The sequence below is a fragment of the Dyella sp. genome, from assembly GCF_036746095.1.
Lineage (GTDB): Bacteria > Pseudomonadota > Gammaproteobacteria > Xanthomonadales > Rhodanobacteraceae > Dyella_B.
In genome coordinates, this window is sequence record NZ_DAIOEU010000008.1 from 1 (window position 1) to 25100 (window position 25100).

Here is a 25100-nt window from a genome sequence, read left to right on the forward strand (position 1 = left end):
CCAGGGCGCTTTCCCAATGACGCGGTGCGTGGCCGATCAATGGCCGGCCCTCTGCACGTAGCGGCTCCGGTTCCGTTGCCAAGGTGGCTTGAAGATAGCCTGGCGGTACAGGAGAAGGTGGCGATGAGACATGACCATGCCCGTTGGAGTGGCCGTTGTGCTTTTTCATGGCGACGCATCCTTTCAGCAATGAGGAGGGAGTGGGGTTCAATCACGCGGCCGCGTTCCATCCGGCTCGCACCGAAATATTGACGTTCAGCAACACCGTCACGCTTTCGGCACCCGGCATCAGTACGCAGCGCGCTTGCTTCGGGCTTCAGGGACGGATTCGAACAGGATGGCTTGAACACGCCCGCGTCATGCGACAAGCCTCCGTCGAAACGAAGGGAGAATCAGCATGGGCAGCGATGGACGATGGCGAACGCGTTGGAGCAGCCGCTCGATGGACTCCTTCTGCAAAGCGAATACGAGGCGCAGCACGCCGTGCCGCCTGCTGGGGTATTAGGCATGCGGCAAGGGTTTTCGCTAAACATATGGCCGCCCGGTGGCATGGCGGCCGTGACGCGTATCAACAACAGCTATTGAAGCTCTGACTGCCCGACACATCATCAAAGATGGAAGGCATGTGAAAAGGTGACATGTGCGCTGCTAATCCGGCGTGAAAGGCAGGGCAAGTTGCGATAAAGACGATGTGCACGACATCGCATATCGAACACGCCGCGCCTTTCAAGTGCGCGAATGAAGATGGAAGACGCGTGAAAAAACAGGTCGCGCGCCTCGATAATCCAGCGTAAAAATCACGGCAAAGCGCGATAAAGACCGCCTGCCCAACATTCCCACTTCCGGCTGGCGGTGATGCATGAGATATGGCATGGCTGCACCCACCCTTCTTACAGGCTTTCGTACCCATGGAAGACAACGCCGAGCGCATCCCTGCATCCACTTTCGCCAAGCCTGCCCGCACGGGTGAACCCTCGGCAGACTCCAGCATGGTGAACCACTATCAGCGGCGGTTGCTGTATGGGGGTGGCGCGCTTGTTTCGATCATTCTGGCTATCGCCACGGGGGTGCTGCTCTACGCGATGGCGCGCGACGAGGTGGCGCGGCGCTATACCGATTTCGCGGTGAGAAAACTGCTGGTCCAGCTCGAATTCCAGGCACGCGAATTCGCGGTACTCACCTTCATTCATCACGAGGAAGCCGTATGGTCGACGCGAGCGTCGGCCAACCCGGCCTTGATCAACAGCTTTGCCACGCAGCATGGGCGGATCGAGCTGCATGGTAATCCGCAGTTCTATCCGGTGTTGGCGCTGGGCGATCTTGCGCCGCAGGCATCGCCCGACGCCTTCGGCCGTTATCTCGCACTGGCCAATGAACTCAGCTATCGCGCTGGCGCTTATTTCAAACTGCAAGCGCAATCGCAAGCCATGTCGGGTTATTTGTATAGCCCCGATCAGCGTTTCATTGTTTTTATTCCCGCGCCGGAGCCAGGCAGCGCGGCCCTGGCGAGTGAGGCCGCTGACGTACCCCGGTTGATTGAAACGCTGGCGCCGCCTGCTTCGAGCCTGCACCGCCTGATGGCAACGGATTCATCCAATAGCCCCATCTGGCTTGCACCGGCACGTGACCCCATCCAGAAGCAGACGGTGATACGCTTGGTGGCCGCGGCGTTCGACGATGGCAAGCCATTCGCCATTCTGGTCAGCAATTTGCCGACGCAATCGTTGCTGATGCGGCTGCCGGCGGATCAATACGACAATGCTTCGCTGCTGCTCGATAACGACGGCCAGGTCATGCTCAGTACGCGGCAGAACGAATCGGCCTATCCGGTTGTCGAGCGGGTGCTGCGCGCACGACCGACGCTGCATAGCCAGCAAGCGGTTCCCACGTTCCGCGATGGGCTGTTCGTGATCAGCCAGGGCATTCGCGGCACCGATTGGACCCTGGTGCATGCGTTTTCGTGGCGAACCCTGGTGGTGGCGCTCTGGCCAAAGCTGACGGTCTGCATCGCTACCCTTCTGGTTGTGCTCGGCCTTATCTGGAGCGCGCTTGTGTGGCTGGACCGCAAGGTCTTCAGGCCTGCCGTGCAGCGCACGCAACGCATGATGGAAAGCGAGAATCTCAATCGCACCATGATCACCACCGCGCCCTTCGGGTTTGCGCTGTTGGGCTTTCACGACAAAGCCGTCTTACTGCAGAACGACGTGATGCGTGCCTACGACAACCAGATGCAAGGCGATGAACCGCTTCATCGCAAACTGCTTTGCCTGCTTGACCCCGCCCCGTCGGCGCCAGCCTGGCAGCATGACCTGGAAACCAGCCTTGCGATGCGCGACGGCAGCCGTTCCGATCTGCTGGTAAGCCTGATGCGCACCCGTTACCAGGGCAACGATGTGGTGCTGTGCAACTTCACGGATATCACCACGCGCAAGCATACGGAGCGCAAGCTGGAAGAAGCGCGCCGCGCGGCCGATGCGGCGAATGAGGCGAAATCGGCCTTCGTCCATACGATGAGCCACGAAATACGCACGCCGCTCAACGCCATCCTGGGCAACCTGGAATTGCTGGATCGCTCGCCGTTGTCGCCGGAACAGAGCGAACGCCTTGGCACTGTAACGTCGTCGTCTTATGCCCTGCTGGACATGATCAGCAGCGTCCTGGATTTTTCCAAGATCGAATCCGGACAGATGCCGATCGAGGCGATCCGCTTCGATCTCGCCGGCCTGATTGGCCAGATGGGCGCGATGTTTGCGCCGATCATCGAGGCAAAAGGTGTCCAGTTTGATTGCGTGATCGATGATGCATTGGCGCCGCATTACCTGGGCGACCCTACGCGCATCCGGCAGGTTGTCACCAACCTGCTCAGCAATGCCGTCAAGTTCACGGCGCAGGGCGATATCACGCTGGAGGTCTATCTGGACGGCAGTGCGGCGGTTGTCATCGGCGTTAGCGATACCGGCGAAGGGATTGCACCGGCGCAGCAGCGGCAGCTGTTTCAAGCGTTTACGCAGGCGAATGCATCGATCGCGCGGCGCTACGGCGGCACCGGTCTTGGGCTTGCGTTGTGCAAACGCCTGGTAGCGTTGATGCATGGCACGATTGCCGTGAAAAGCGAGCCTGGCGTCGGCAGTACGTTTATCGTCACGCTGCCGCTGGAGGTGGCCACGGTTGCCGAGCAAGTTGCCGACTCCCCCCAGGAGAAGGCGGCGCCCTTGGATAACGCGCGCGCTATACGAATACTGGTGGTAGACGATCATCCGGCCAATCGCGTGCTTATTCGCGAGCAATTGAAAACGCTGGGCTATGAGGTCGACCTTGCGGATGAAGGTGGCCAGGCCTTGCAGCGCTTTGACCAGAACCGTTATGACGTCGTGATGACCGACCTCAATATGCCGGGCATGGATGGGTATTCGCTTGCGCGGAATTTGCGTGCGCAAGGGACCGACGTTCCGATCATCGCGATAACGGCAACGGCGAGCACCAGCGAGCATGAACAATGCGTTGCGGCAGGCATGGATGCCGTGCTCGTCAAACCGATGCTGCTCGATACGATCGACCGCATGGTGCGGCGTTTCGTCAGCGCTGCGTCGCTGCGCAAACATGTCGCGGACCTGGCTTATGGCCCGTTGCCGGCCAACGTGCATGCCTTGATGCAGCAGACCTTGCAGCAGTCGCTGACGTCGATGCGTGCCGCATTGGACAAAAGGGATTTGGCATATGTGCGCGACCACCTGCATGCGCTGCGCGGATCGTTTGCGATGATTCGCGAGATGGACACGGCGGAGAGGGCAAGGCAGATGGAAGCGCTGGCCGACGCCGGTGATCACGAGGCGCTTAAAGCAGCGATGCAGGCGTTTGCCGAACACGCGACGTCGGTATTGGAGCGGCGCACCGCCACGCCGGCCGACACGTAGGTTATTTATTCGCCGGCCGGCTTTCGCCGAAATGACGAACTGCAAGCATCGCGATGTATATGTGCACGGCCATGCTGGGATTGCGCCCCAGCCTACCCATCTACTCTTCCGGAGGTTGCGGTTGCGATGCCACAATCCCGTGCTCCATCGCATAGCGCAGCAAGTCGACATCCCGCTCAATACCCAGCTTCTGCATGGCGCGCGTTTTCTGCGTACTGATGGTCTTCTTGCTGCGGCTGACCCGCTCGGCAATCTCATTGATGGTCAAGCCGCTGGCGTAAAGACGCAACACTTCCAACTCGCGCTTGCTCAACGCCGGCGCATCGCCTTCGCGCTGCCCCCTGCCACGCAGGATCTTCTCGATGGATGGCGAGTAATACGTGCCGCTCGTGGCGGCGGCGTGAATGGCTGGAACCAGATGACTGAGCGCATCCGACTTGCTGACGACGCAAGCGATACCTTCCTTCTGCAGGGCGCCCAACACGGCGGGGTTATCCAGCATGGTCAGCACAACCAGCTTTATCGACGGATAACGCCGCCGCAGCAACGAAAAGAGCGCGAGGCCGTCGCGGTGTTCGCCACCCGGCATGGCGTAATCGCAGACGAGCACGTCGCAGCAATCCGTATCCAGGATACGCATCAGCTCGGTCGAGTTGCCGGCCTTGCCGGTCAACTGGATCGTGTTGACGGCAGACAAGCTGTGTTCGACGCCCGCGAGCATGCCCGGATGATCGTCCGCAAGCACCACTCTTAGTGAAAAGCCATCCATTTGCACCCTTTAAATCCATAGCGCATTCAAGCATGCAGGCGACGTGCCAGTGTGGAACGACGCGTCGCATGGGTGAACGGGAACGGGGGCAATCATAAGCCAGTCGATGACGGCGTGCAGCATGGGCGAGCATGGTCCTGAAGCGTGAAAGAACGGCTGGTCGCCGCAGTACGTACGGCGTTGCGGCCGGCTCGTTATGATCGGCGCCATCTGTCGTCAAAGGAGTGCATCATGCCGATCAACCGCCGAACCGTCCTGGTCGTCGCCATCGCCACGCTGGCTGGCGTTTCGCAGGCCCACGCCGCCGATGGTGCGTCGATCACCCTGTATCGCAGTGACAGCCCCGCCTTGTACGCAAGCAGCGGTGAGGGCAATGCCAACGATGGTTATGCCGTGGTGCGGGAACGGCGCAGCGTTACGCTGCAATCCGGTGTGCACGACCTGGTGCTGGGCGACCTGCCCAATCACCTGGATGCCGAAGCGATGGCGCTCGGCTTCCCTGGCGGCGAGGCGAGGGTGATTTCCCAGCGGCTGCTGCTCGGTCAAGGCCCAAACGCCGCGTTGACCGGTTTGACGGGCAGCAGCATCAGTGTGCTGGGCGACAACGGCCAGGCGCTGGCGAGCGGTACATTGCTGCGCGCCGGCGAAGATGGATTGGTCGTGCGCGGCAGCAACGGCACGACGCTGATTCGCCAGTATGCGGCGGTGAACACGCAAGGCGGCAATTTCCCCACCGGTTCCAGCTTGCGCCTGCGCGTGGATGCATCGCGTGGCGGACAGGCCGATGCGGTGCTGAGTTATCCCACCTCCGGCATCGGCTGGCGTGCTGCCTATGTGGCCACGTTGCAGCCGGGCAATACCTGCAGCATGCAGTTTGAATCGCGCGCCAGCATCGCCAACCGCAGCGGGCGCGATTGGCATGACATCCACCTCACGCTGATTGCCGGCGAACCGAATTTCGCCAAATCCACCGGCCCGCGCCCGATGATGCGTGCGATGGTTGCGCCCGCAGCAGCCGAGGCCATGCCGGAGCAATCGTCGATGGGCGACTACCGCAGCTATACCCTGCCCGCGCCGGTCGAGCTGCCCGACGGCAGCATCAGCCAGGTGCCGCTTTATGCAGCACGCACACTGGGTTGCGAGCGCACCGAACTTTATGAAAACGGCGGCAACTGGATGCCGCCGCAACCGATGCTCAACGAAACGTTCAATACGGATAGCAACACCAGCATAGTCAGCACGCTGCGCTTCGCCGCTTTCGATAGCCTGCCCGCCGGTTACCTGCGCGTGCTGACGGCGGATCGCAACGGCGTGCCGCAATTCGTCGGCGAAGGGCGCATCAATGACACGCCCAAGGGCAGCGATGCCACGATCACGCTGGGTACGGCGTTCGACCTGCGCGGCCAGCGCGAGCGCACCCGCTTCCATGTCGACAAGGCCGGCCGCACGCTGGATGAAGCATTCCGCATCACGCTGACCAATGCCGGCGAGAACGCACGCACCGTTACCGTGCGCGAGCATCCGAACCGTTGGCGCCAGTGGGCAGTTACTTCATCGAGTGTAAAACCCAGCAGACAGACTACCGATACGCTGGAATTCAAGGTCGACGTGCCCGCCAACGGCAAGGCCGTGCTCGACTATGGCGTACGCTACAGCTGGACGGCTGGCGATCAACCGCAATCCTGATCGCGGCACGCTTTGGCAGCCCGCTGTTCCATGCCTGCGCACCATCCTCCCGTTCGCCCCGATGGCAGCGCAGGCCAACTTCCCTCTCACACGGCTTCTCTTGCGCGAGCGTCAAGCTCGATCACCTCTGCCGCAAACGCTGCGCCACCATCCATGGCGCCATACCAAAGGTGCAGGATGATGTCGTTCAAGGATTCCAAAACGGCTCTTTGACGAATGGTGCTCACTCGCGGCAACGCCAGTTGCCAGCTCGATACTGCCCCGGTCAGCTCAAACGGCAGGTAGCGCGGATCATCGAAATTCATCTGGAATTGGCCGTCGTCATCGATGCCCGTGGACATGGCGATTTGCTGCGTCGCCCGTAAGTTCGTCATGACGTCGGCCGACGATCCGTCCGTCGGATCACGCAGATACGCGACCGCCTCGATGCTGGGTTCGATCGCAAACGCATTCCTCGTTTGCGTCAGGGTGGCCCGAATGTCCTCGTACGCACCCAGCACCACCGGAAACGACAAGGCAACTCTACGGATGCGCCGCAGGTAGTGGCCTGGATAGTCTTCGTCAAACAACGCTTGGCGCAGGTCGAAATCCAGTTTGCCGTTGGAGGCGCTGGAGGTGAATGCTTCCCATGCTTCTTGTCCTACCAGCGACCTGATCGAAACGGTCTTGACGATTTCAAGCGGACGCACGTTTCGGCTCAAGTAAGCCGAATCCATCCTGAGCAGATTCAGCCGCAGCGATTCCGCCGACAGCAAGCCACGATAGGCATCGCTCCAACCGCCCGCCTGGATGAAGCGGGTACCAAAATCTGCGACTTCGTACTGCCAGCAGGCTTCCGCGGCCAGGCAGAGCGAGAACGTCGCGTCATACGCCTGGTAATAAAACGCTGACATTTGCGCAATCATCCATTGGTACAGCGCGGGCTTGGTAAAGCGCGTACTCAGAAAAGCCAGCGTGTCCTCAGCGTGCTTTTGCGCCTTGAGAGCCTGGTCCAATTGGGTCTGGGTGAGCTCCGCCTGCAACAGGTAGACCTCGCGCTGCGCATCCACCTGCGCCATTTCAAGCTTGGCCTGCTCGCTTGCGTGGCGCCACTCTTCCGCGCGGCGCCGGTAAAACTCCGCCTGACTTGTCAACGTAGCGAGCGTTTGCGCGAACTCAGCGGCATACGAGACCCCGCTCCCCGCCCCTTCAACCGGACCTTCATACCGCATGCCTCCGTTGGCCAGCCCGAAAACGTTGGGCGAAATTTTCAAGGACTGGCCTGCAGAGCGAATCGCATTGCCGCCCAACCTAACGGAGGTAGCGACCATCTTCGACGCCTCCGCGATGATTTCCATGCCGGAAAGGCCTTCGTCAGCCAGCTTTCCGTAATGCGACGCGCGATCTTCGGCAATGCTCCGGCTGGCGGCCAGCGCTTCCAGGCTAGCTTTCTCGACATCCTGCGCCTGACGTTGCAGGTCGATGGCAAACTGTGACATCTCGCCGAGCTGGGACTGCTGCAAGTCCTGCAGCGCGGCTTGGTCTTTGCGCTCGAGCAGCGACTGCAATGCGTTGCCGAGCTGGCTGAGCGCATCCACCGCGGCACTGGCGCGCGCGAACATTGCTGCGTAGCGATAATGCGGAATCACCAGCATGCCCAACCGGCCGCTGCCCGCCAGCAAGCCGCCCTGGGCCGCCTGGGCCAGCAAATCCCTGGGATTGGGAGGCGGCGCGAACAGCGGCAGCTTCAAAGCCTTGCCATCGAGGGTCAGGTTGTGGCGCAGGTTGAACAAGCGAGACTCGATGCGGTTCCAGTACTCCACCAGCAGCGTGCTCATGGGCCGCAGAAAATAGTCCGTATCCTCGGGCGACAGCATGGCGTCATGCCCAACGTGCTGATACAGCATCAGCGCCGTGTCGATGGGTTTCTTGCCCGGGCGCCGCGCGTCATCCAAGGGCATCGACGCCATCTGCCGCTCGAACGCGCGCAGCGCGCGATTGGTCGACGCTGCGATCGTGCTGAGCTCGCGCGGCGTCCAGTCGCTCACCAGCCGCACATCCGGGCGCGGTCCGAGCAAATCCAGCGCGCGCACATACCATAGCTTGGCTTCGCCCAGGCCATCCGGCGTCAATTGGCGATAGGCGCTGTCGCCCTGGTCGATCAGGTTGCGGATGTACAAAAAGAAAATCGCCTTGCGGTAATGCACGGGAAATGCACTACCGATGGCATCCGGGTCTTGCACCGCGCGCAGCGCATGGCTCATCGCCCGCTCTTCCGTGTCCGGCGCGATCGGCCGCACCATCCAGTAGTCAGGCCGGCCATAGTCATCCGCTTTGCGGGCCGGACTGAAGATGTAGCCGAGCCAGTAGTCGCTTTCGGAATGCCGCGCCTCGGCATTGAGGCGGTACGCATTGAGAAACGGCAGATGGAAAAACAGCTCCCAGAAATATTTGCCGTTGGCGCCGGCAAAATCCATGTATTGCTTCGCTGCGTCGCTTCCCATCGGCGGCTCTTCGAGCATCTGCGTTTGCCAGGACAGCAGGTTTTCCAGGGCGATATTGGCGCGCGCCACCAGTTCCTTTGCAAATAACGTGTTCATGCGAATCGGCCGGCGCCTGTTCGTGGTGCTGCCGTCGGAGAACTCGATGGCCGAACCGGCAAAATCAATATATTCGACGACTCCCAACGCGGGGTCTTCGTAAACTTTCAGGCTCGGCGCCTTCTTGTCGGTCTGGATCAACTCCAGTTCGATCTCCACGAGTTTCAGCGCACGCCCCGGACGGGAGCCGTCATCCTCCTTCCTGAAGCTGATTCCATGAATCACGTGGAATTTCTTGGTTCCAGCCACGCCGCCCCAAGGCGGCAGCAGTGTTTCCGGATCGATGTCGATGGGATCCGTGTTTAAAGCATTATCGGGCGTCAGGGTCGCTGTCCAAGAGCCAGCTTTGAGGATGGTAAGCGTTCCCGTTGGATTGCTCGCCAACGTAGGGTGAAAAATATCAAGCCCCACATGGAAGGCAGAGGACAAGATCGGCTCAACTGTTGGTGGCTTGGAAAGAACAGTACCCTCGTCCCAGTGACCGTAAGCAATTCGATATGGGACTGTCGGTATCGGCGAAAAGCCGATCGCAAAACCACTGTAGCTCGTTAGTTGCGAGGTGCGATTAGCGTCGCCAAAAACATGACCACAAAGCAGGATGAGAACGCCATAGGCGGTAAGAGTGAAGTCCGCTGTACCTGACCCCAGTGTCCGAAGGGGCGTGAACGTCGAGCCCTCTAGCGCCGGTGTCCAAGGAAAGATCAAAGGATGCATTATCGTTGCCCTAAAATGGCCCTCTGCCTCGATACGGGTGCCGATTCGATCCCCAGGGCATTCCACCTTGCCATTCACGCGACTGGTAACGGTCAACCGATGAGGCCGGTCGCTTTCGCTATGCGGTATCAGGACCACATCCACGTCCTTCACCAGCGACTTGACGCTGCCTTGCAGCCGGCGGAAATTCCATGCGTCATCGCCCGTGTTCTCCATGGTGGAGACCACCGACTTGATCCTCGGCAAGGCCCTGCTATAGGCATGCTGCATGCGTCCACCGTTGAGGTCGTCCTTCAAATACCAGCGACAGGCCAGGCGCGTATAGTTTTCGCCCGACGCGTCTCGCTCCGCATCCGTGGCGGTCGATGCACTCACTTCAGGTGTGGTTGGCCAAGACGCCTCAATGTTGTAATTGGGGTCGAGCCGGACCGTCTGCAGGTAGTCATATCTATCCTCGCTGCCATCCTGAGCTTGCCCTGGCTTATATCCTGAGGCCACGCCTAGAAACAACTTGGCCGGCGTTTCGCTTTGGTCGTAGAACACCAGGTCGAAAAAGCTATCCAGTGGCGGCCTATTCGTGGCCTGTATGTCCAGGCACAGGACCGGCGGGCTCCAGGTGTCGTCAAAGCGCTTGTAAACCAGGGACATCCGCAACTGCGGATGCTTCCACGTCTCCGAGGTTCCATTGGGCAACGGCTCCCCTTTCGGGGATCCCGCCATAAACCAGTCCACCCAGACCACGAACAGGCGGTTGTTGAAGTACACCGGCCGAATGGTCCGCTCCACCGTGGACTCCGAGACCGGCAAGGCGATCTTCTTCCAGTCGGTCCAGGCGCCCGGATTGATCGTGTCGACTTTGTGTCCGGTGTCCGGATCGGCCGCTCGGTCTGACATGTCCACGCTGCGCCAGTAATACGCGCTCTCGCCGCGTGACTTGCCCACGAAATAATAGGTGGCGTTGGCGAAGTCGGGATTGCCGACGAAGTGTGCGTAGCCATTGACGATCGACAAGTTCGCCACTTCCTCGAACTTGCCCAGGTAGGCCAGTACCGCTTCCTGCACGGTGTCGATCTGGATCCTGCCCTGGTTCAGCGTCATCTCCAGATCCGAAAAGTAACCGGATTTTTTCAGGCGCAGCGTCGGATCGATATACACCTCCGGGTACAGCGACAATTGCCGGTTTGCCGCCCACAGCGGATATTGACTGAGCTGGTCGCGCCATTGCTCGAGCAACCACGTTTCCCACTCCGGCGCCTGTCCATATCCCGGTTCCATGCCGAGCAAGATCCCATTGACGTATTGCTGCAGGCTGCTGATCGCCGAAGCTACCCGGCTCGTCTCGACCTCGTGACCCACCTGATTGTCCAACAGGAAATATTCGTACAGGTCGTTGGGCGTGGTCAGCTTGTCCGAGAGATTGAGTTGCTGCAGCGTCTCGTCGTTGGGAACGACCTCGTCCAGATAGTAGGCGACCAATGCATCGCGCAGCGACTCGTCAAGTTGACCATCTATGGACGTTGACATAGCGACTCTCCACTTCAAGGTGAACCATCAAGGATGCGGCGCACCCTACTGTTCGGCCGGGGTAACGCGCGCAGCACCAATCGCTCCGCTCGCACGCGCCCAGGCAGCCTGGTCGCTATCGACGTTCAGACTGCCGGCCTCCAACAGTCCGCGCACGGTTAGTCCGGTATCGCGCGACAATTCGCTTACGCGCAGGAGCCATTCGATTTGGGGAAATGTCTGGGCGATCTGCCGGTGCATCAACGCCGTGGCCGCTCGCACATCGTCGGCGCTCAGCCCGACCATGGGCGCCAGCGCCGAGGCACACTGTTGCGGGGTGGACGCAGAAGCATCGGCAATCTCGAAATAGTGCAGCACGTCGTCCTCGTGCGCGCCCGCTTGTTTAAGCCAGGCCTGATAACGTTGCAGAAGATAAAGGGTGCGCAGCGTTAATGTCAGCGCCGAAAAATGATTACTTTCCGTAAACCAGCGCTGGTTGGTCAGCAGCGCGTGCAGGGCAAGCGGACTCAATTCCAATTGGAGGGCAACCTTCGCGTAGCGCTGAATCGTGCCCCATCGCTCGACATACGCGTTCACCGCGCCGGCATCGGCCGGCGTCTTCGCCGCCGCCAGCGCAAGCGACAACACATCATGCAGCAAGATGGCATCAAACCAGCCTGTCATCGGCTCGCGCATCCCCGCCCACGCTATCACCAAGGCCGCGCTCGCGGGCGGCAATCCTGTCGCCTGATACAGCTCGGCTCCGATCGCTTCGATCTGGGCCAGACGCGCGGGCTCAATGACATCCATGAGCCTCGAGAGCACCGCTTCTTTGACAGCGGGATCCAATTTCAGATGGGCCACCCTGAACCTTATCTCTTCCCGCAGCCGCTCGCTTGCCTGCTGCGTCCGCAATGGCATGTACTGCCAGACGAAGCCGTCTTCATTCAGCACTTGATAAAGCACGTCAATCCAGTTGATATCCCGACCCTCGTCGTCCTCGGCGGGAAGCTGCAGCGGCGCGAGGCTCGCCTCGGTCACCCGCACCATCTCGATCGCCTGTGCCAGATGCTTGAGCCCTTCCATGAACGCCGCGTTCGCCGATTCGGTCGATGGCAATCGCCCCAGTGCGCGCTGCACCGATTCGACCGTCTGCCCGCTGTCCTTGAGCCAACCGACGGCCCAGTCCAGTTGCATCAGCACGTCCAGAATGTCCACGGAACGCGTCACCGACGCGGGCTCCCGTTTTGCGGGCGGCTCCGTTTTTGATTTTGATTTTGATTTTGATTCTGGTTCTGGCTCAGGCACCGGTTCGAGCTGCCCGCGCGCCACTATCCGCACATACGCATCGCCTCCCAGCCATTGCAGTACATCCTGCACATCCTCGGGCGAGAGGCCAAACATCCGGGCAATGCGGGCCTGGCGATACAGCGACGAGACCGTGGGCAACGATCGGGTCAGCGCCGCCAACCCCAAGGCGGCTTTGGTTTGCCCGGCGATACGGCCGTAGGATTCAGGCGTGGGCTTGAGTCCAAGCGACACGCACAGTTGCGCGATGGTACGTTGCGATGCCTCGTCTTCGGCCTGTTCGCTGAACTCGCCATGGTCGAGCACAAACGGCGTTTCGAACAACGAAGGACGGTTGAATACCGTATCGAACAGCGGTGTCGCCTGTCCGCATGCAAAGGGCGAGATTTCATCCAGCAAGGCCGCAAACTCTTCGGCGCGGATGCGGAATTTTCTGCTGAAATAGCGAAATGCGCCCAGGGTACGCACGCTGTTGGCATTGAGCTTCATGCCCAGGTTGGCCTCGCCTTCCGCACGTATCGACGCCATGAGCAACGCGTCGAGTTCGGCAAAACTCAACCCCAGCCAGCGCTGCAATCGGATCATGCGTTGCAGCCGGTCATATCGGTCCAGCGAGGTGTTGATCAAACGCCAGCGAGTCTGGCCATTGGTCTTTTCGCTCTGCAAATTCAGCGAACCATCCAGACGATCATCCGTGACCGCCGCGCCAACGCCATTCACAAAACTGGCCCCGTAGTGCCGGGGATAGGGAAATCGGACGTCGCGATGATTGATATCGACCACTGGATCGAGCATCAATGGATTGGCGGGGAGGCAGTTCGCCGATACGCTGGGTGCATAGGCACCCCGTGCAATCAGTGCATCAAGCAGTTCGCTCGAGAGGCCTGTCCGATCGAGAAACGTCGGCACGTCGGCGAGCATCGCAGCTTCGCCGTCGAAAATCTCGATACCGTAATGTGTTTTGAAAAAAGCATGCTGCTCGGGCGTCAACGCGAAACCGGCGGGTTGCTCGGTATCGACGACCAGCGTAAAGCTCAACTCCAGGAATGACCGCGCCTGCGGCGCCAACACGCCAGCCGGTGTCCGCGCGCGCAACGCAAATCGGCTCGTGTAAAGGCCATCCGCTGGCAATGGATCACCTTGGTTATTCCCCGGCAGATAGCCAATCACCAAAAACTTGGACCGGTTTTCCGTATCGATCGGCACGCTGTTGTTCAAGGCTTTGTAATCCTCGAACCTCGGCTTCCCCGTTTCCACCAGGATGGCATTGAGCGTGCGCGGTACGCCGGGGCCGCTGGCCGGATGAAACGTCACGGTAATCGTTGATGCAAGCTCACGATCGATTTCCGCAGGCCCTTGTACTTCCGGCTGCTCCGGCGCGACCACGTAGGCGTGCCTGCGAATGTCGGACCACGGCAGGCTGGTCGCCAGCGCCGGTCCCCGCCAGCGATCGGTGGCGAGCAAATCGGCCGCGGTAAGGTAAAACGTGCTGAAGATCGGTGTTTCGATCGCACAGCGTTGTTGCGCGGGAGCGAGCCCGGTGAGTGCCGCGAGCACATATCCCAGGGGGCTGCTGACGTCGATCGGTTCGCCCGTGGGAGGCAGGTCCGGGCGCAGCCTGAGCATCAACTCGCCCAGCGAAGTCTTCATCTCTCCCAGCCACAGCGTAATCTGCCGGTGCTGATGATCATAGGGAAAAAGGAACGGATGCCGTCTTTGCGCGAGCGAGGCATAGATCGGTTGATTATTGCCCGTTTGAGCGTGGTATCGATCAATGCTCGCCATCAATACGTCATTGACGATACCAAGGACAGGAACGGCCTCGAACGTACTGGCGTGGTCGATCCGCAAACCGGCCAGATCCGGACGGCGCGTATCCAGTGGAATCTTGCCGGGTCCTCCCTCCGCCTCGCGCGCACGCGCCCACCGATACAGCTCAGTCAGGTATGCCGCCGGGGAGTCCTTGGCCTCCAGGGCCCCGCTCTTGCAAAACCTGTCCCAATTTTCCTTGAACAGGTTCGGATAGGTCGGCCCGATGTCGACCAGCGCGCGGACGCCGGAGCGCCGCGTACTCGCTTGCATTTGTCCGGACGATGTTTCCTGTTCGCGGTACAGCAGCACCAGTTGGGTGGCGTAGCACACGGCGTTGTCGTAAGCCGTGCCGCTGTCGCCGGCCCATCGTCCGCGCGTGCGGGTCACAAAGGTCGCGCGGGAATCCCGGATGATGTCGAACACCGAGTGATAGTCCAGCGATGCCATCAACGCGGCAAAGTCCTGTTGGACAACGGCATCCGGCGTTCCGTCGTGCGGTGCTATCGGGAGCTTGGCGATGAGCGGGCTGCTTGCTTGATCCATCGGATAGTTCCTCGTTCATGGTCCTGCCAACACGCGGATCTTCAACGGAACGGAAGAGATGCTTGAGCGCGAACTTTCCGCACGGCGCTCTCGCTACCTCGATGTAACGCCCTGTTCCCGGCGCTTGAGTCTCATTTCCTCCGCCGTGTCGTTCTCGTCCTCCGACACGATGTGCCACGGGTAGTAGGTCTCGCGACGCATGCGGTAGACCGCCTCGCCCGCGCCGTTCGTCGACACCGTCAAGCTCACGGTGGGTCGCCCCAGCGCGTCGTAATACTGCCGATCGAAATACATTGCCTGGCGAAACCCTTCGTCACGGATGGTCCGATGCGTATCGGCGAAGTACGGCCGGTATACGCGCACCGGCAGTCCCTTGTTGTTGTATTCCACCGGTTCACTTACGCGCCAGCGCGTCTGGGCCTGCACTTCGACTGGCTTGCCGTTGCCGTCCAGTTCCAGCACGCCGTCGATGGTCTTGTACGCGTTGCCGGGCGGCACCTTCTGCTTGCGTTGCAGCAGCCGACCAAAACCATCATAGGTATCGATGCCGATGCGGATCTGCTTGTCGGGTTGCGCCCGCGGCGAGTCCGCCTGTGTCGGCGGCGTCGCCGGAACGGTGTACTGATCGGCCACCAGCGCCGCGCCATGCACCGGTTCACGCGGCAGCGCCAGCAACTGCTGCCGCAAGGAATCCGACAATACGGATCCGCCATCGCGCGCCAGTCGCCAACGCGCGCTCGCGCGCAGATGGCCCGCCGGCAACAGCAAGCGCGCTTCACCCGCGGCGTGCACCGCTTGCCGCAATGCCTCGCTCGCACGTCCCATCCAGGCAAAGGCGTCCACAAAATAGGCTCCGGCAACGTCGCGCAACGCAGCCTCGGGCGCCGCGATGGCTTCATCCGGCGTATCGAACGCACGCACGTAATCCGACAGCGGTGCGAAGCCCACCGGCTGCCCGCCATGCTCGGTGCCATGGAAGCTCATCGCCAGCAAGCGGCCCAGCGCGTCATAGCGGGCTTCGCTGACGTTGTGGTTCGCGTCCCTGATCAGCACGGGTTGCAGCGACAGGTAGTCGTACTCGGCTAGCGAAGTACATTGGTCCGGCCCCCTAACCATTACGGGGAATAGCCAGCAAGGGTCGTAGGTGACGGTGGTCAAGCCTATGCTTCGGGTTGGTTGGAACAGGATGACCTTGTAAAAACCTTCCAGCCCCGCATGGGTCGCGAACCCCGCATGGATCGACCACACCACCGGATCAACCGTTGACGGCTCGTTCGCCGCCTGCGTGATAAGCGGGCTCGGATCGAGCAGCGGCATGCGGTGGTAGCCGGCTTCGATCAATCGGGCTTCCAACACCTCCGGCAACATGACATCCGCGTAGACGGCCAGGTCCATGTCGTCCAAAACGGCCGTCTGGCAGTAATCGGCCAGCCCTTCGAAATTCGCCTGGCCGCAGGGCTTGTCCTTATAGCGTTGCAGACTCTGCCCGGCGAGCACGAAACCTGCGTTCTCAAGCGGTGATCCCGCCGCGCGAAACGCTTCGTAGTTGAGCTTGCTCATGGGCAAGTCACTCGCGCGGATTTCACCTGCACGCTCGCGACTCATGTACGGAAAATGCAGCCGCCAATAATCCGTTCCCTCCAGGTGGATCGACTCGCTCTTCGTCTCGGTGAGGTAGTAGCTGCCCTGCTGATCGTCATGGGCATCTTCCCACCAGCGCAGGTGATGCGCGTAGTCAGGCATCTCCGGCGAAAATGGCGGCGTGGCGCTGCCTCGCCGCGCGTGATGGATCACCGCGCCATGAATCGCTCCGCCATGCCTGTCCCAGCGCAAGCCAATAACTTGCTGGCAGCGCGGATCGCCGAAGTCGCGCTCGTACTGATAGTTGATGGTTTCGAGCACGAACGGCTGCATTTGCGAATAGCATCGATGCAGTGCGCGCGCCTCGTACCTGCGGACCAGATAGCGCGTCTCGGCCGTGTTGAACGGCATATCCGGCGCGTTGTCCTCAAGACCGAACACTTCGACGCGGCGGACCATGCCGCTAAGCGTGCGCGCAGCATCCAGGAGCGTGCCCTGCTCCCAGCCGGTGACCAGCGTGTCCTCTTCCGTCGACGCCTGGAAATCACTGCACAGCGTCGCGCCCAGCTGTATCGCCTGCTCATCCCGATCATCGAAGCCGGCACGCGGCGGGTTCAAGGCCGCACCCACGTGAAACCACGCCTTGGTGAGCACTGGCGCGCTCGCGCCGTCTTCGGGCAACCGCGCCGTCTCGGTATCCGTTTTTAGCAACAGGCCGAACCCGCGGAATTCGCGTTCGATGCCGTCGTAATAGCCTTCGCGATAGGCAAAATGCTGGCTCAGCGTATTGCCGCTGACCTGGTCGAGCTGGCGCTGCACCGAGGTGACATGGACCGGGAACGGCAGCTGCGAGACCGCCGGCTGGCGCGCGGCCAGCTTATGTTGTTTCTCGTCCAACCATTCCTGCGCAGAACTGCGGTAGATGATCTCGCTGCCTGCGCCCATATTGTTGTCGCTGGCCTCGATCAGATACGGCTTCACGCCCGAAACGAAATCGCACCGCCAGTGTTGCGGCGTCATATACGGCACCGTCAGCACCAGACTGGCGCAGCCCAATCCTTGCAGATCCGCGGCGCTCACTTCGCACAACCGGTCATAGCGCACCCCGTCCGGCCACGGGACATCCACCGCGGTGGCGAATCCATTGCCCGATTGGTTCATGAGCACCTGAATGCGATCGCTGCGCAGATAGATCAGATCCGTGGCACCCGATCCATCGAGATCGGCGAGTCGGATTCGGCTGGCATCGAACTCGCTCGCGTCAAACGACAGCGGCGCGAACGCCAGTCGCTTGCCAAAACGCCCTCGTCCCAGGTTCGGCCACACGCTGATCCGGTCGTGGCGGATCTCGATCAAATGCTGCTGGCCGGAGCCCAGCACATCGCTGAAAGCCACCAGCGCGCCTCGGCCGTCGCCCAAGCCTGGCAAGGCATCCTCGTCATGTGCAACATCCCGAGCCGGCGCGAAACCCGCTTCGCGTCGATTGGCATACAGGCGCACACTGCGCGTGCCGATCATCGCCAGATCGGACAATCCATCGCCCATCAGATCGGCTAGCTGCCCTTGCGGGCTGAAAAATTCGAGCGGAAAAGCCCCGAACGTGACAAAGCTCGACCACCTCCGATCGGGATTGAGCGCGAAGAACCCGGCTATTCCCGGGCGCGCCACGATCCATTCGAGCTTGCCGTCGCCGGTCAGATCCGCCAGCCATTGGCGCGTGGACGTCGCCGTGGCGTTCGCCGTCGGAATATGTTCGAGCAACGTTGGCGCACCGTAGGCCACCGCATTCGGGTCCGCGTGTGCATCGACGTCAGCATCGGCACGTAGCGGTTCCCGATACCACCAGCCGCGTTCGTCTCGCGCCAGCACGCCCGGCAATCCTTCGCCATACAGGTCCACCCATTGATAGGGTTCGCGCACCGGACGCTCCGACTGGATTCCCGGAGAATTGGCCAGTGCCGCGAAGGGTGTGAACCGGGCATCCTGCGGGGCGGGAAATGGTATGTGCCGAAACTCGACCGGCGGCAGATGTGCGATCTCGCCCTCCGCGCCATAGCCCATCGAGTGGGCTGCGACCAGGCTGGACGAAAGCGCATCGCAGTCGTACTCCAGCAGCAGGCGCTTCACCAACACGGGCGCTTCGCCCAGTGGACGCGTTACCAGAGGGTGTTCCTCTTCGCCTGCGCGGCGCTCCGCCTGCGTCGGCGCAAACGTATGGAACATGAGAACCTGGCGGCACAGACGCAGCGTGCGCACCTCGAATCCGTAGGCAAAGCTCGAATAGGGATCCGGCCGTTTCGACCAATGATGGGACGCTGCATAGGTTGGCGTCTCGCCGTAGCCCGTATCGCGCTGGCCGTAGTCAAAGATCAGATCGAAATGCCAGGTATTCGAAACGGCCTCGCTGCGCAGCAGGAAAGGAAATGGGTCCGCATGGGTATTGCCGTAGCGCACCCGCCACAGGTAACGGCGCCGCGTGCAGTCACGCAAGGTGTCAGCCGCAGACAAACCTTCGTCGTCTTCGGCCAAATATTCGTACAGGATATGTTCGCCATCGGGTGCTACCGATTCTTCGAGCAGCCACTCGGCGATGCGCTCCGGCGATGTCTCGGTACGCGCTTGCGAAACTCGAACCGTTTTCCCGTACACATGCAACGAACCGTTTGCATCGTGCACCAGCCAGAACCAGTCGTCGTCGCCGCGCCAACTTTCCCAGCGCGCACCATCACCGCGCACGCGCGGAAAGTAGCGCTGCACGGTGTATGTTTCGCCCAGCGCAACGCCACGCAAAATGGCGGCCGTTCGCAGCACGGGTGTGCCCGTGGCGTCGACCTCGGGCATCAGCACGTCGGCGCTGGGCGAGACAAACTCGTCATCCTCCGCGTAAGCAGGCACGCCCTTGCCGGCCCGCCGCGCAATCGCCGGACGCGGCATCGACCATCCCTGGCCGAACTCGCTCTTACCCGCGGCGCTGCTATAGCTCAAGGCCAGGCCGGGCGCATAACCTCGCCCCGGACTGATCGGCAATGCCAACGTAAAAGAAGCTGCGCCGGTCGCGCCGACCGCGCCCCATCCCTTGCCAATGCTTTGAATGGCGCCGCCACCTTTGGGCAGCGTGGGCGCCGCGATCGAAAACTTGTCCTCAACCGTCACGACGCCTCCTACGCCGGGCTACCTTCCGCTATGGCAGCACCCTACCAGGGCCTTCCGTTCAAGCCTCCAGATCGTGACATGTCGCAACTGGCAAACTCTTGCGCAAGGCTGATCTTGACGAATGTGCTAGTGACCACCATGCCGGTGGTTTTTACAGAAGAACTCCATCATCCGCAGGAACGAAGCTTCCCGCGGTGACCGGATGACATGGGGGGACAGTGCCGTCATCCGGCAGCAATCTGGCTACGCATTACCGTTTAGCACCGATGAACCTGCAGTACTCGGAAACGCTGGCATCGGTAGCGCGAAGTAGAACGAATCACGATGCACGTATCAAGCATCCTTGCCGTCAGCAGAAACGGAGCGACTCCTAGTTTGGCCAAGAACCTACATGGCCGTGCGTGAAAGAAACGCGCACATGCAGCGCACGGTCGACATCAATGCAACCTCAGGGAGCTCCGTCGCAAATCCTGCGCCAAGATCATCATTACCCAAGAGCGTGGAGCGCCAGATGGCCATCGACACATCGAGATGCAGCACCGCTTCAACCAGAGGACATTTGCTTTACTTGTCGTACCGACGAGATCCATTACGAGTTTGCCCAGCCGTACGCACTCCTGAGCCACCCCACTAGGCGGACGGCAATGCTGGGCATCCCCGTTGCAAATGAGCAATGTCGCCATTCCATCGCATGCCATTGACCTGCGCATGCCGCATGCGCGTTTTTTTCACATGATATAACGTACATTGCGGCGCGCGAGTGGGGTGGGTCTGCTTAAGCAGCCTTTAATATTGTGCAGCGTTCTCGTTTTTTACTTTGTTCGCCCATGCGAGCGGCCGTCTTTGCCGATGCGATGACACAGCAGCGCCGAAGAACACGCCACATGTAGCATCAGTCGCTCTCGCATAACGTCATGGCTAAAGTCAGGTGCTGGTTGCGATGTCGTAGTCGCACACACCAGTCCACTTGTAAAACTTCGGGATGGAGTGGCACATGGACCCACGGCAGTCAGTGCTGGCTCAACCTGGTCAAATCATTCAACGGCAGACGCTACTGACCAATCACATTGCGTCAGCATGTGATGACGCGGAGGGTGCGTGCGGGCCATTGCTGACCGCACTCTATGCATGCCTCTTGCGGCGGCGAGTGAGGCAGCGCTGATGCAATCCAGTCCGGATGTCCATGCCGCCCTCCATGCTCACACGCCGACGTTAACGGCATGGGATCCGCGCGGTTTGACAGTGCGCAAAGTGGCGTACTGCCGCTCGCCAACGGCTTCGGTCACTGAGCAAGCCCAATCGCGTGTACACCGCTTCGCGTATAACGTGCGAGGCCGCGAGGCACTGCGATGGGATCCCCGTTTGTGGGCCTTGACCGAGGCCGGCGAAACCGTCGCCGCCAACACTCGCACCCTGACCAGCTTGTCAGGCGCCGTGCTGCGCACGGACAGTGTAGACGCGGGCTGGACGATCGGCCTGTATGGCGAGGCGGGACAGCCACTGCAAACCTGGGACAGCCGTGGCAGCACGCACTGCATTGGCTACGATCCTGCTCTGCGCACTACGGCGGTGACGGAGCAGATTGCCGGACAGGCACCACGCGTGCTCGAACGTTTCACCTATGGTGACGCCATCGATACGGAAGCCGCGCACAATCGCTGCGGCCGGCTGATTCGTCATGACGATCCGGCCGGCACGCGCCATCTCCCCGACTACGGTCTCGGTGGTACCGCGCTCACTGACACCCGTCGTTTTCTGGCTAGCCTGGACGAGCCGGACTGGCCGGAGGCTTTGATCGAACGCGATGCCTTGCTCGAAGCCGAAAGCTTCACCAGCCGCTGGCGCTACAACGCACTCGGCGAGTTAAGCGAGCGTACCGACGCGAAGGGCAACCTTCAGCGCTACGCCTATACCGTGGCCGGCCAGTTGCAGGAGAGCTATTTGCAATGGCCTGGGCAAATCCGCGAGCAGCGTCTGGTCAGCGATATTACCTACGACCCGACCGGCCAGATCGTGGCGCAGACCGCCGGCAATGACGTCACGTCGACGTACGCCTACGATCCGGCCGATGGCCGGCTGCTGCAGGCACAGATGCATAAGGACGACGGCACGCTGCTGCAGCATTTTGCCTATGCCTATGATCCGGTCGGCAATCTGGTGCAGGTCGAAGACGCCACGCAAGCCGTCCGCTATTACGCCAATCGGCGCAGCGACGGCGTAAGCACCTATGCCCACGACACCTTGTACCAATTGGTCGAAGCCACCGGCAGCGAAATGGCCGGGATCACGATGGGCGCCGGCCCGCCGGAGCTGCACGTGCAGCCGGATCCGCACGCGCTGGTGCCCTATACCCAAACCTATGACTACGATGCGGCTGGCAACCTTATCGAACTGCGTCATGTCGGCGATCAGCGTTACACGCGGCAGATGGTGGTGGCGCCGGCCAGCAATCGCAGTCTGCCCAAGCCGGACCTCGGCGAGGCGGACTTTGCGGCAAGCTTCGACGCGAACGGCAATCTGCGCACGTTGCAGCCCGGCCAAGCCCTGAGGTGGGATGGCCGGAATCGGTTGCAAGGCGTGTCACCGGTCACCCGCACGCTCGGTCCCGATGACGAGGAGCGCTATGTCTACGACGGCAGCCAACAGCGCACGCGCAAGCTGCACAGCACCCAGGCGCAGGCGCGCACGCATATCCGCGAAGTGCGCTACTTGCCGGGGTTGGAACTACGTACCGATACGGCGACTGGCGAAGTGTTGCAGGTGATCGGCCTGAGCGCGGGCGGTGTCAACCTGCGCGCGCTCCACTGGGAGGGCGAGCCGCCGGCAGGGCTGCCCAACGATCAATTGCGCTATGTGCTGGAAAATCATCTGGGCTCCAGCGTGCAGGAGCTGGACCAGGACGCCCAGCGCATCAGCCACGAGTGGTATTACCCGTACGGTGGCACGGCGGGATGGAGCGCGCGCAGCGAGATCGAGGCTGGCTACAAGACGGTCCGCTATTCGGGCAAGGAGCGCGACGCCACCGGCTTGTACTACTACGGGTTCCGCTATTACGCGCCATGGCTGCAGCGCTGGCTCAATCCCGATCCTGCGGGCGATATCGATGGCAGCAATCGTTATCGCTTCGTGGGCGGCAATCCGGTGGTCAATATCGATACGGCGGGGCTTTGGGTCGAGCCTACCCAATCTTTGCAAGCATCCCTGTCGGCTTTCGGGCGCGAATCCTTCGCCGCGCTCACTCCGGCCGCGGTGCAATTTGGCGTAACAAAAGGGCTTCAATACGCGGCCGGTGCCGCCAGCGCCACCGTCAATTTGACACTGACCGGTGCGGGTGCCCTCGCCGGTGCCATCCCCGGTAGCTACGTAGGATTCAGCGTGATGCGTGCGGCGGCCCAGAAGAGCGACCATAGCTCCCTGGCTCAACTTGCCGCTGGACTGGGCGGAGCGGTGATCGGCGGCGTGCTCGGTGGCCTTCCCTCGGTACTTGGTTACTTCAACAACCCCGCTTACAACACGGACGCAACGAAACAGATAGCAACCTTGTTGGGTGCAGGCACGCGAGAGGCTATTGCGCAAAGCGTTTCCAACTTCGGGACAACGGTTGAATGGGAGGGGGAGCCGGACCCAACGGGCGTGGCGGTGTCCGCTTCGGCCCATGCATTGACCCTGGTCGGTAACTATTTCGCCAGCGCGGCCGTACCGGAAGCGGTCGACAAGATCTACGTGTCCGCACTTGTCGCCGGTACGGCCGCCGCCACCGGCTCAGCCACGCGCGGGGGATGGACGAATTCGAAACTGAAAGTCCCAAAGCCGGAAGACCGTAACCAGTTGAAGGTTCCGGAATTCAAGAAGGTGGCCGATGCCGCCATGCTGCGCGCCGCCGCCGGCAACGCTGGGCATCTGTTGAGCATGGTCGTCACCCCGCTAGTGAATTCGTCGCTGGACGCTAACAAGATCAATGATCTCGTGGGAATTTGGGCGGAGAAGCTTCCGAGCGAATTCCGGTCGCTGTTAAAAACAGACGTTGCGCAAGGTAGTTCCGATATCCGCGTGAAGGGCGCATTCGCATCCGGTTCCTATGATGTAACCGAGGTGCCCATTGGCATAACAATTGATCGGCAGCTGCCCCTGAATCCACAAAACTTTTGGTTCCCACGTCCCAGCAAAGCGTCGGTTGCCGGTTTGTTTTAGGGACAGGCAGCCACATGACGCGCCTTGGCGAACGCTACCCATATCTCGCAGCAAGTCGCCCAGGCGCCGGATCCCGGTGTTACCGCCCCGGTTCGGCAGCGCGTCGTATGTCGCCCTTCAGATCTCGATCGCATGTCCCGGCGCAACGCTTGCCATGACCGAGCGCTCCCCCGACACGCTCGCCATCGCGCCGCCCAGCCTGCCGAAGGGCGGCGGCGCGATCCAGAGCATCGGCAAAAGCTGGGGCGCGGTCGGCCCGACCGGCGCCGCCACGCTATCGATCCCGCTGCCCTTGTCGCCTGGCCGCGGCTACGCACCCGAGCTGGCGCTGCAATACGGCAGCAATCAAGGCAACGGCCCGTTCGGTATCGGCTGGTCGCTGCCTTTGCCCGGTTTCACGCGGCATACCGCGAGAGGGGTGCCGGCGTATCTTCCCGACGACGAGATACTGGGCCCAGCGGCGACATCCTGCTGATGGAACGCGATGCGCACGGCCGTCCTGTGGTCAGCACGGTGACCGAGTATGGCGGCCTGGTGCTGCCGATGCCGCACCAGGTGTCTCGTTACCAGCCGCGCGTGGAAGGCTCGGGCGGCAGCGCGCGTGGCCGATCCGGATGATCCAACAGTGCGCGTAACGGAATGGTGGCTGGAGGAATCGGTCAATCCTTATGGCGAACATATTCTGTACGACTACCTGCCGGAAGATGCCGCGGGCGCGGAGCAAGACGGATGTGACACGAAAGCCCAGCGCTACCTGAGCAGGATCCGTTACGGCAACGCGCGTTTTCACGCGCCACTCTATCTGTGGGATGAAAGCGCCTTGCCCGGCGTCACGTGGCATTTCGAAGCAATCATCGACTACGGCGAGCGCGCCACCGCCGCGGACACCCAGGCATTTGCTGAAAAACGCACCCTCACGCCACCGCAAAACCGACTTTTTGCAAATTCAAGCAGCTCGATAGCTATACCAAAAACTCGCCGGCATCTCTCATTAGCCATCGACGTCGTTCGAAGTGAATTCGAACGCAGCGCGCCCGGTAAGCAAACCACTACCCCACACAACGTATTGACGTAGCGGCCGCCCAGCCCGGCGCAAACCACTGGCCTGCGCACGACGGTCTATTTGATGCAGCAATACGTTGTACGTTTCACGTTACCCAGCAACACGTTCGCCCAGCGTATGCCTCGGACTTGCGTGGCGAGCGACCACCGGGCGTGTCCAATACCGCGCGAGGAAGGCCAGCATCGGCGAAGCGACGGAAACACGCCAAGCCATCGCTGAAGACCGAACATAATTACCTCACATGCACACCCCTTTTGGGCGACATAGATGGCGTCTCCTCGATC

9 protein-coding genes are annotated in these 25100 nt (G+C 61.2%); 5 read left to right on the plus strand and 4 right to left on the minus strand.

What is annotated here, in order from left to right; translation table 11 throughout:
- Positions 1–908 precede the first annotated feature (908 nt).
- Positions 909–3914, plus strand: coding sequence for an ATP-binding protein (locus tag V7M64_RS05570; protein WP_333677644.1), 3006 nt, complete (start codon positions 909–911; stop codon positions 3912–3914).
- A 100-nt stretch (positions 3915–4014) separates the two neighbouring features.
- Here V7M64_RS05570 and V7M64_RS05575 read toward each other — a convergent pair whose 3' ends face one another.
- A complete protein-coding gene (locus V7M64_RS05575; RefSeq protein ID WP_333677774.1) occupies positions 4015–4683 on the minus strand; it encodes a response regulator transcription factor in 669 nt (222 codons plus the stop codon).
- A gap of 231 nt (positions 4684–4914) precedes the next feature.
- On the opposite strand from V7M64_RS05575, the gene V7M64_RS05580 reads away from it, so the two are divergent.
- Entirely contained in the window at positions 4915–6369 is a 1455-nt protein-coding gene (locus tag V7M64_RS05580; protein WP_333677645.1) for a DUF4139 domain-containing protein, read from the plus strand.
- An 86-nt stretch (positions 6370–6455) separates the two neighbouring features.
- Here V7M64_RS05580 and V7M64_RS05585 read toward each other — a convergent pair whose 3' ends face one another.
- The 3 genes from V7M64_RS05585 to V7M64_RS05595 all read right to left on the minus strand — a co-directional run bounded on the left by V7M64_RS05585 (position 6456) and on the right by V7M64_RS05595 (position 19562).
- Complete coding sequence (locus V7M64_RS05585) at positions 6456–11204, minus strand: neuraminidase-like domain-containing protein (protein ID WP_333677647.1); 4749 nt, start codon at positions 11202–11204, stop codon at positions 6456–6458.
- Between the two features lie 27 nt (positions 11205–11231).
- A complete protein-coding gene (locus V7M64_RS05590; RefSeq protein ID WP_333677649.1) occupies positions 11232–14828 on the minus strand; it encodes a Tc toxin subunit A in 3597 nt (1198 codons plus the stop codon).
- Positions 14829–14921: 93 nt separating this feature from the next.
- Entirely contained in the window at positions 14922–19562 is a 4641-nt protein-coding gene (locus V7M64_RS05595) for a SpvB/TcaC N-terminal domain-containing protein (protein ID WP_333677650.1), read from the minus strand.
- A 1362-nt stretch (positions 19563–20924) separates the two neighbouring features.
- On the opposite strand from V7M64_RS05595, the gene V7M64_RS05600 reads away from it, so the two are divergent.
- The 3 genes from V7M64_RS05600 (at position 20925) to V7M64_RS05610 (ending at position 24828) form a co-directional block, all read left to right on the plus strand.
- Positions 20925–23753, plus strand: coding sequence for an RHS repeat-associated core domain-containing protein (locus V7M64_RS05600; protein WP_333677651.1), 2829 nt, complete (start codon positions 20925–20927; stop codon positions 23751–23753).
- Between the two features lie 154 nt (positions 23754–23907).
- On the plus strand, positions 23908–24228 hold the full coding sequence (locus V7M64_RS05605; protein ID WP_333677653.1) for a SpvB/TcaC N-terminal domain-containing protein: 321 nt from the start codon (positions 23908–23910) through the stop codon (positions 24226–24228).
- A 48-nt stretch (positions 24229–24276) separates the two neighbouring features.
- Positions 24277–24828 (plus strand): SpvB/TcaC N-terminal domain-containing protein, encoded by a 552-nt coding sequence (locus tag V7M64_RS05610; protein WP_333677655.1) that lies wholly within the window; start codon positions 24277–24279, stop codon positions 24826–24828.
- Positions 24829–25100 lie beyond the last annotated feature (272 nt).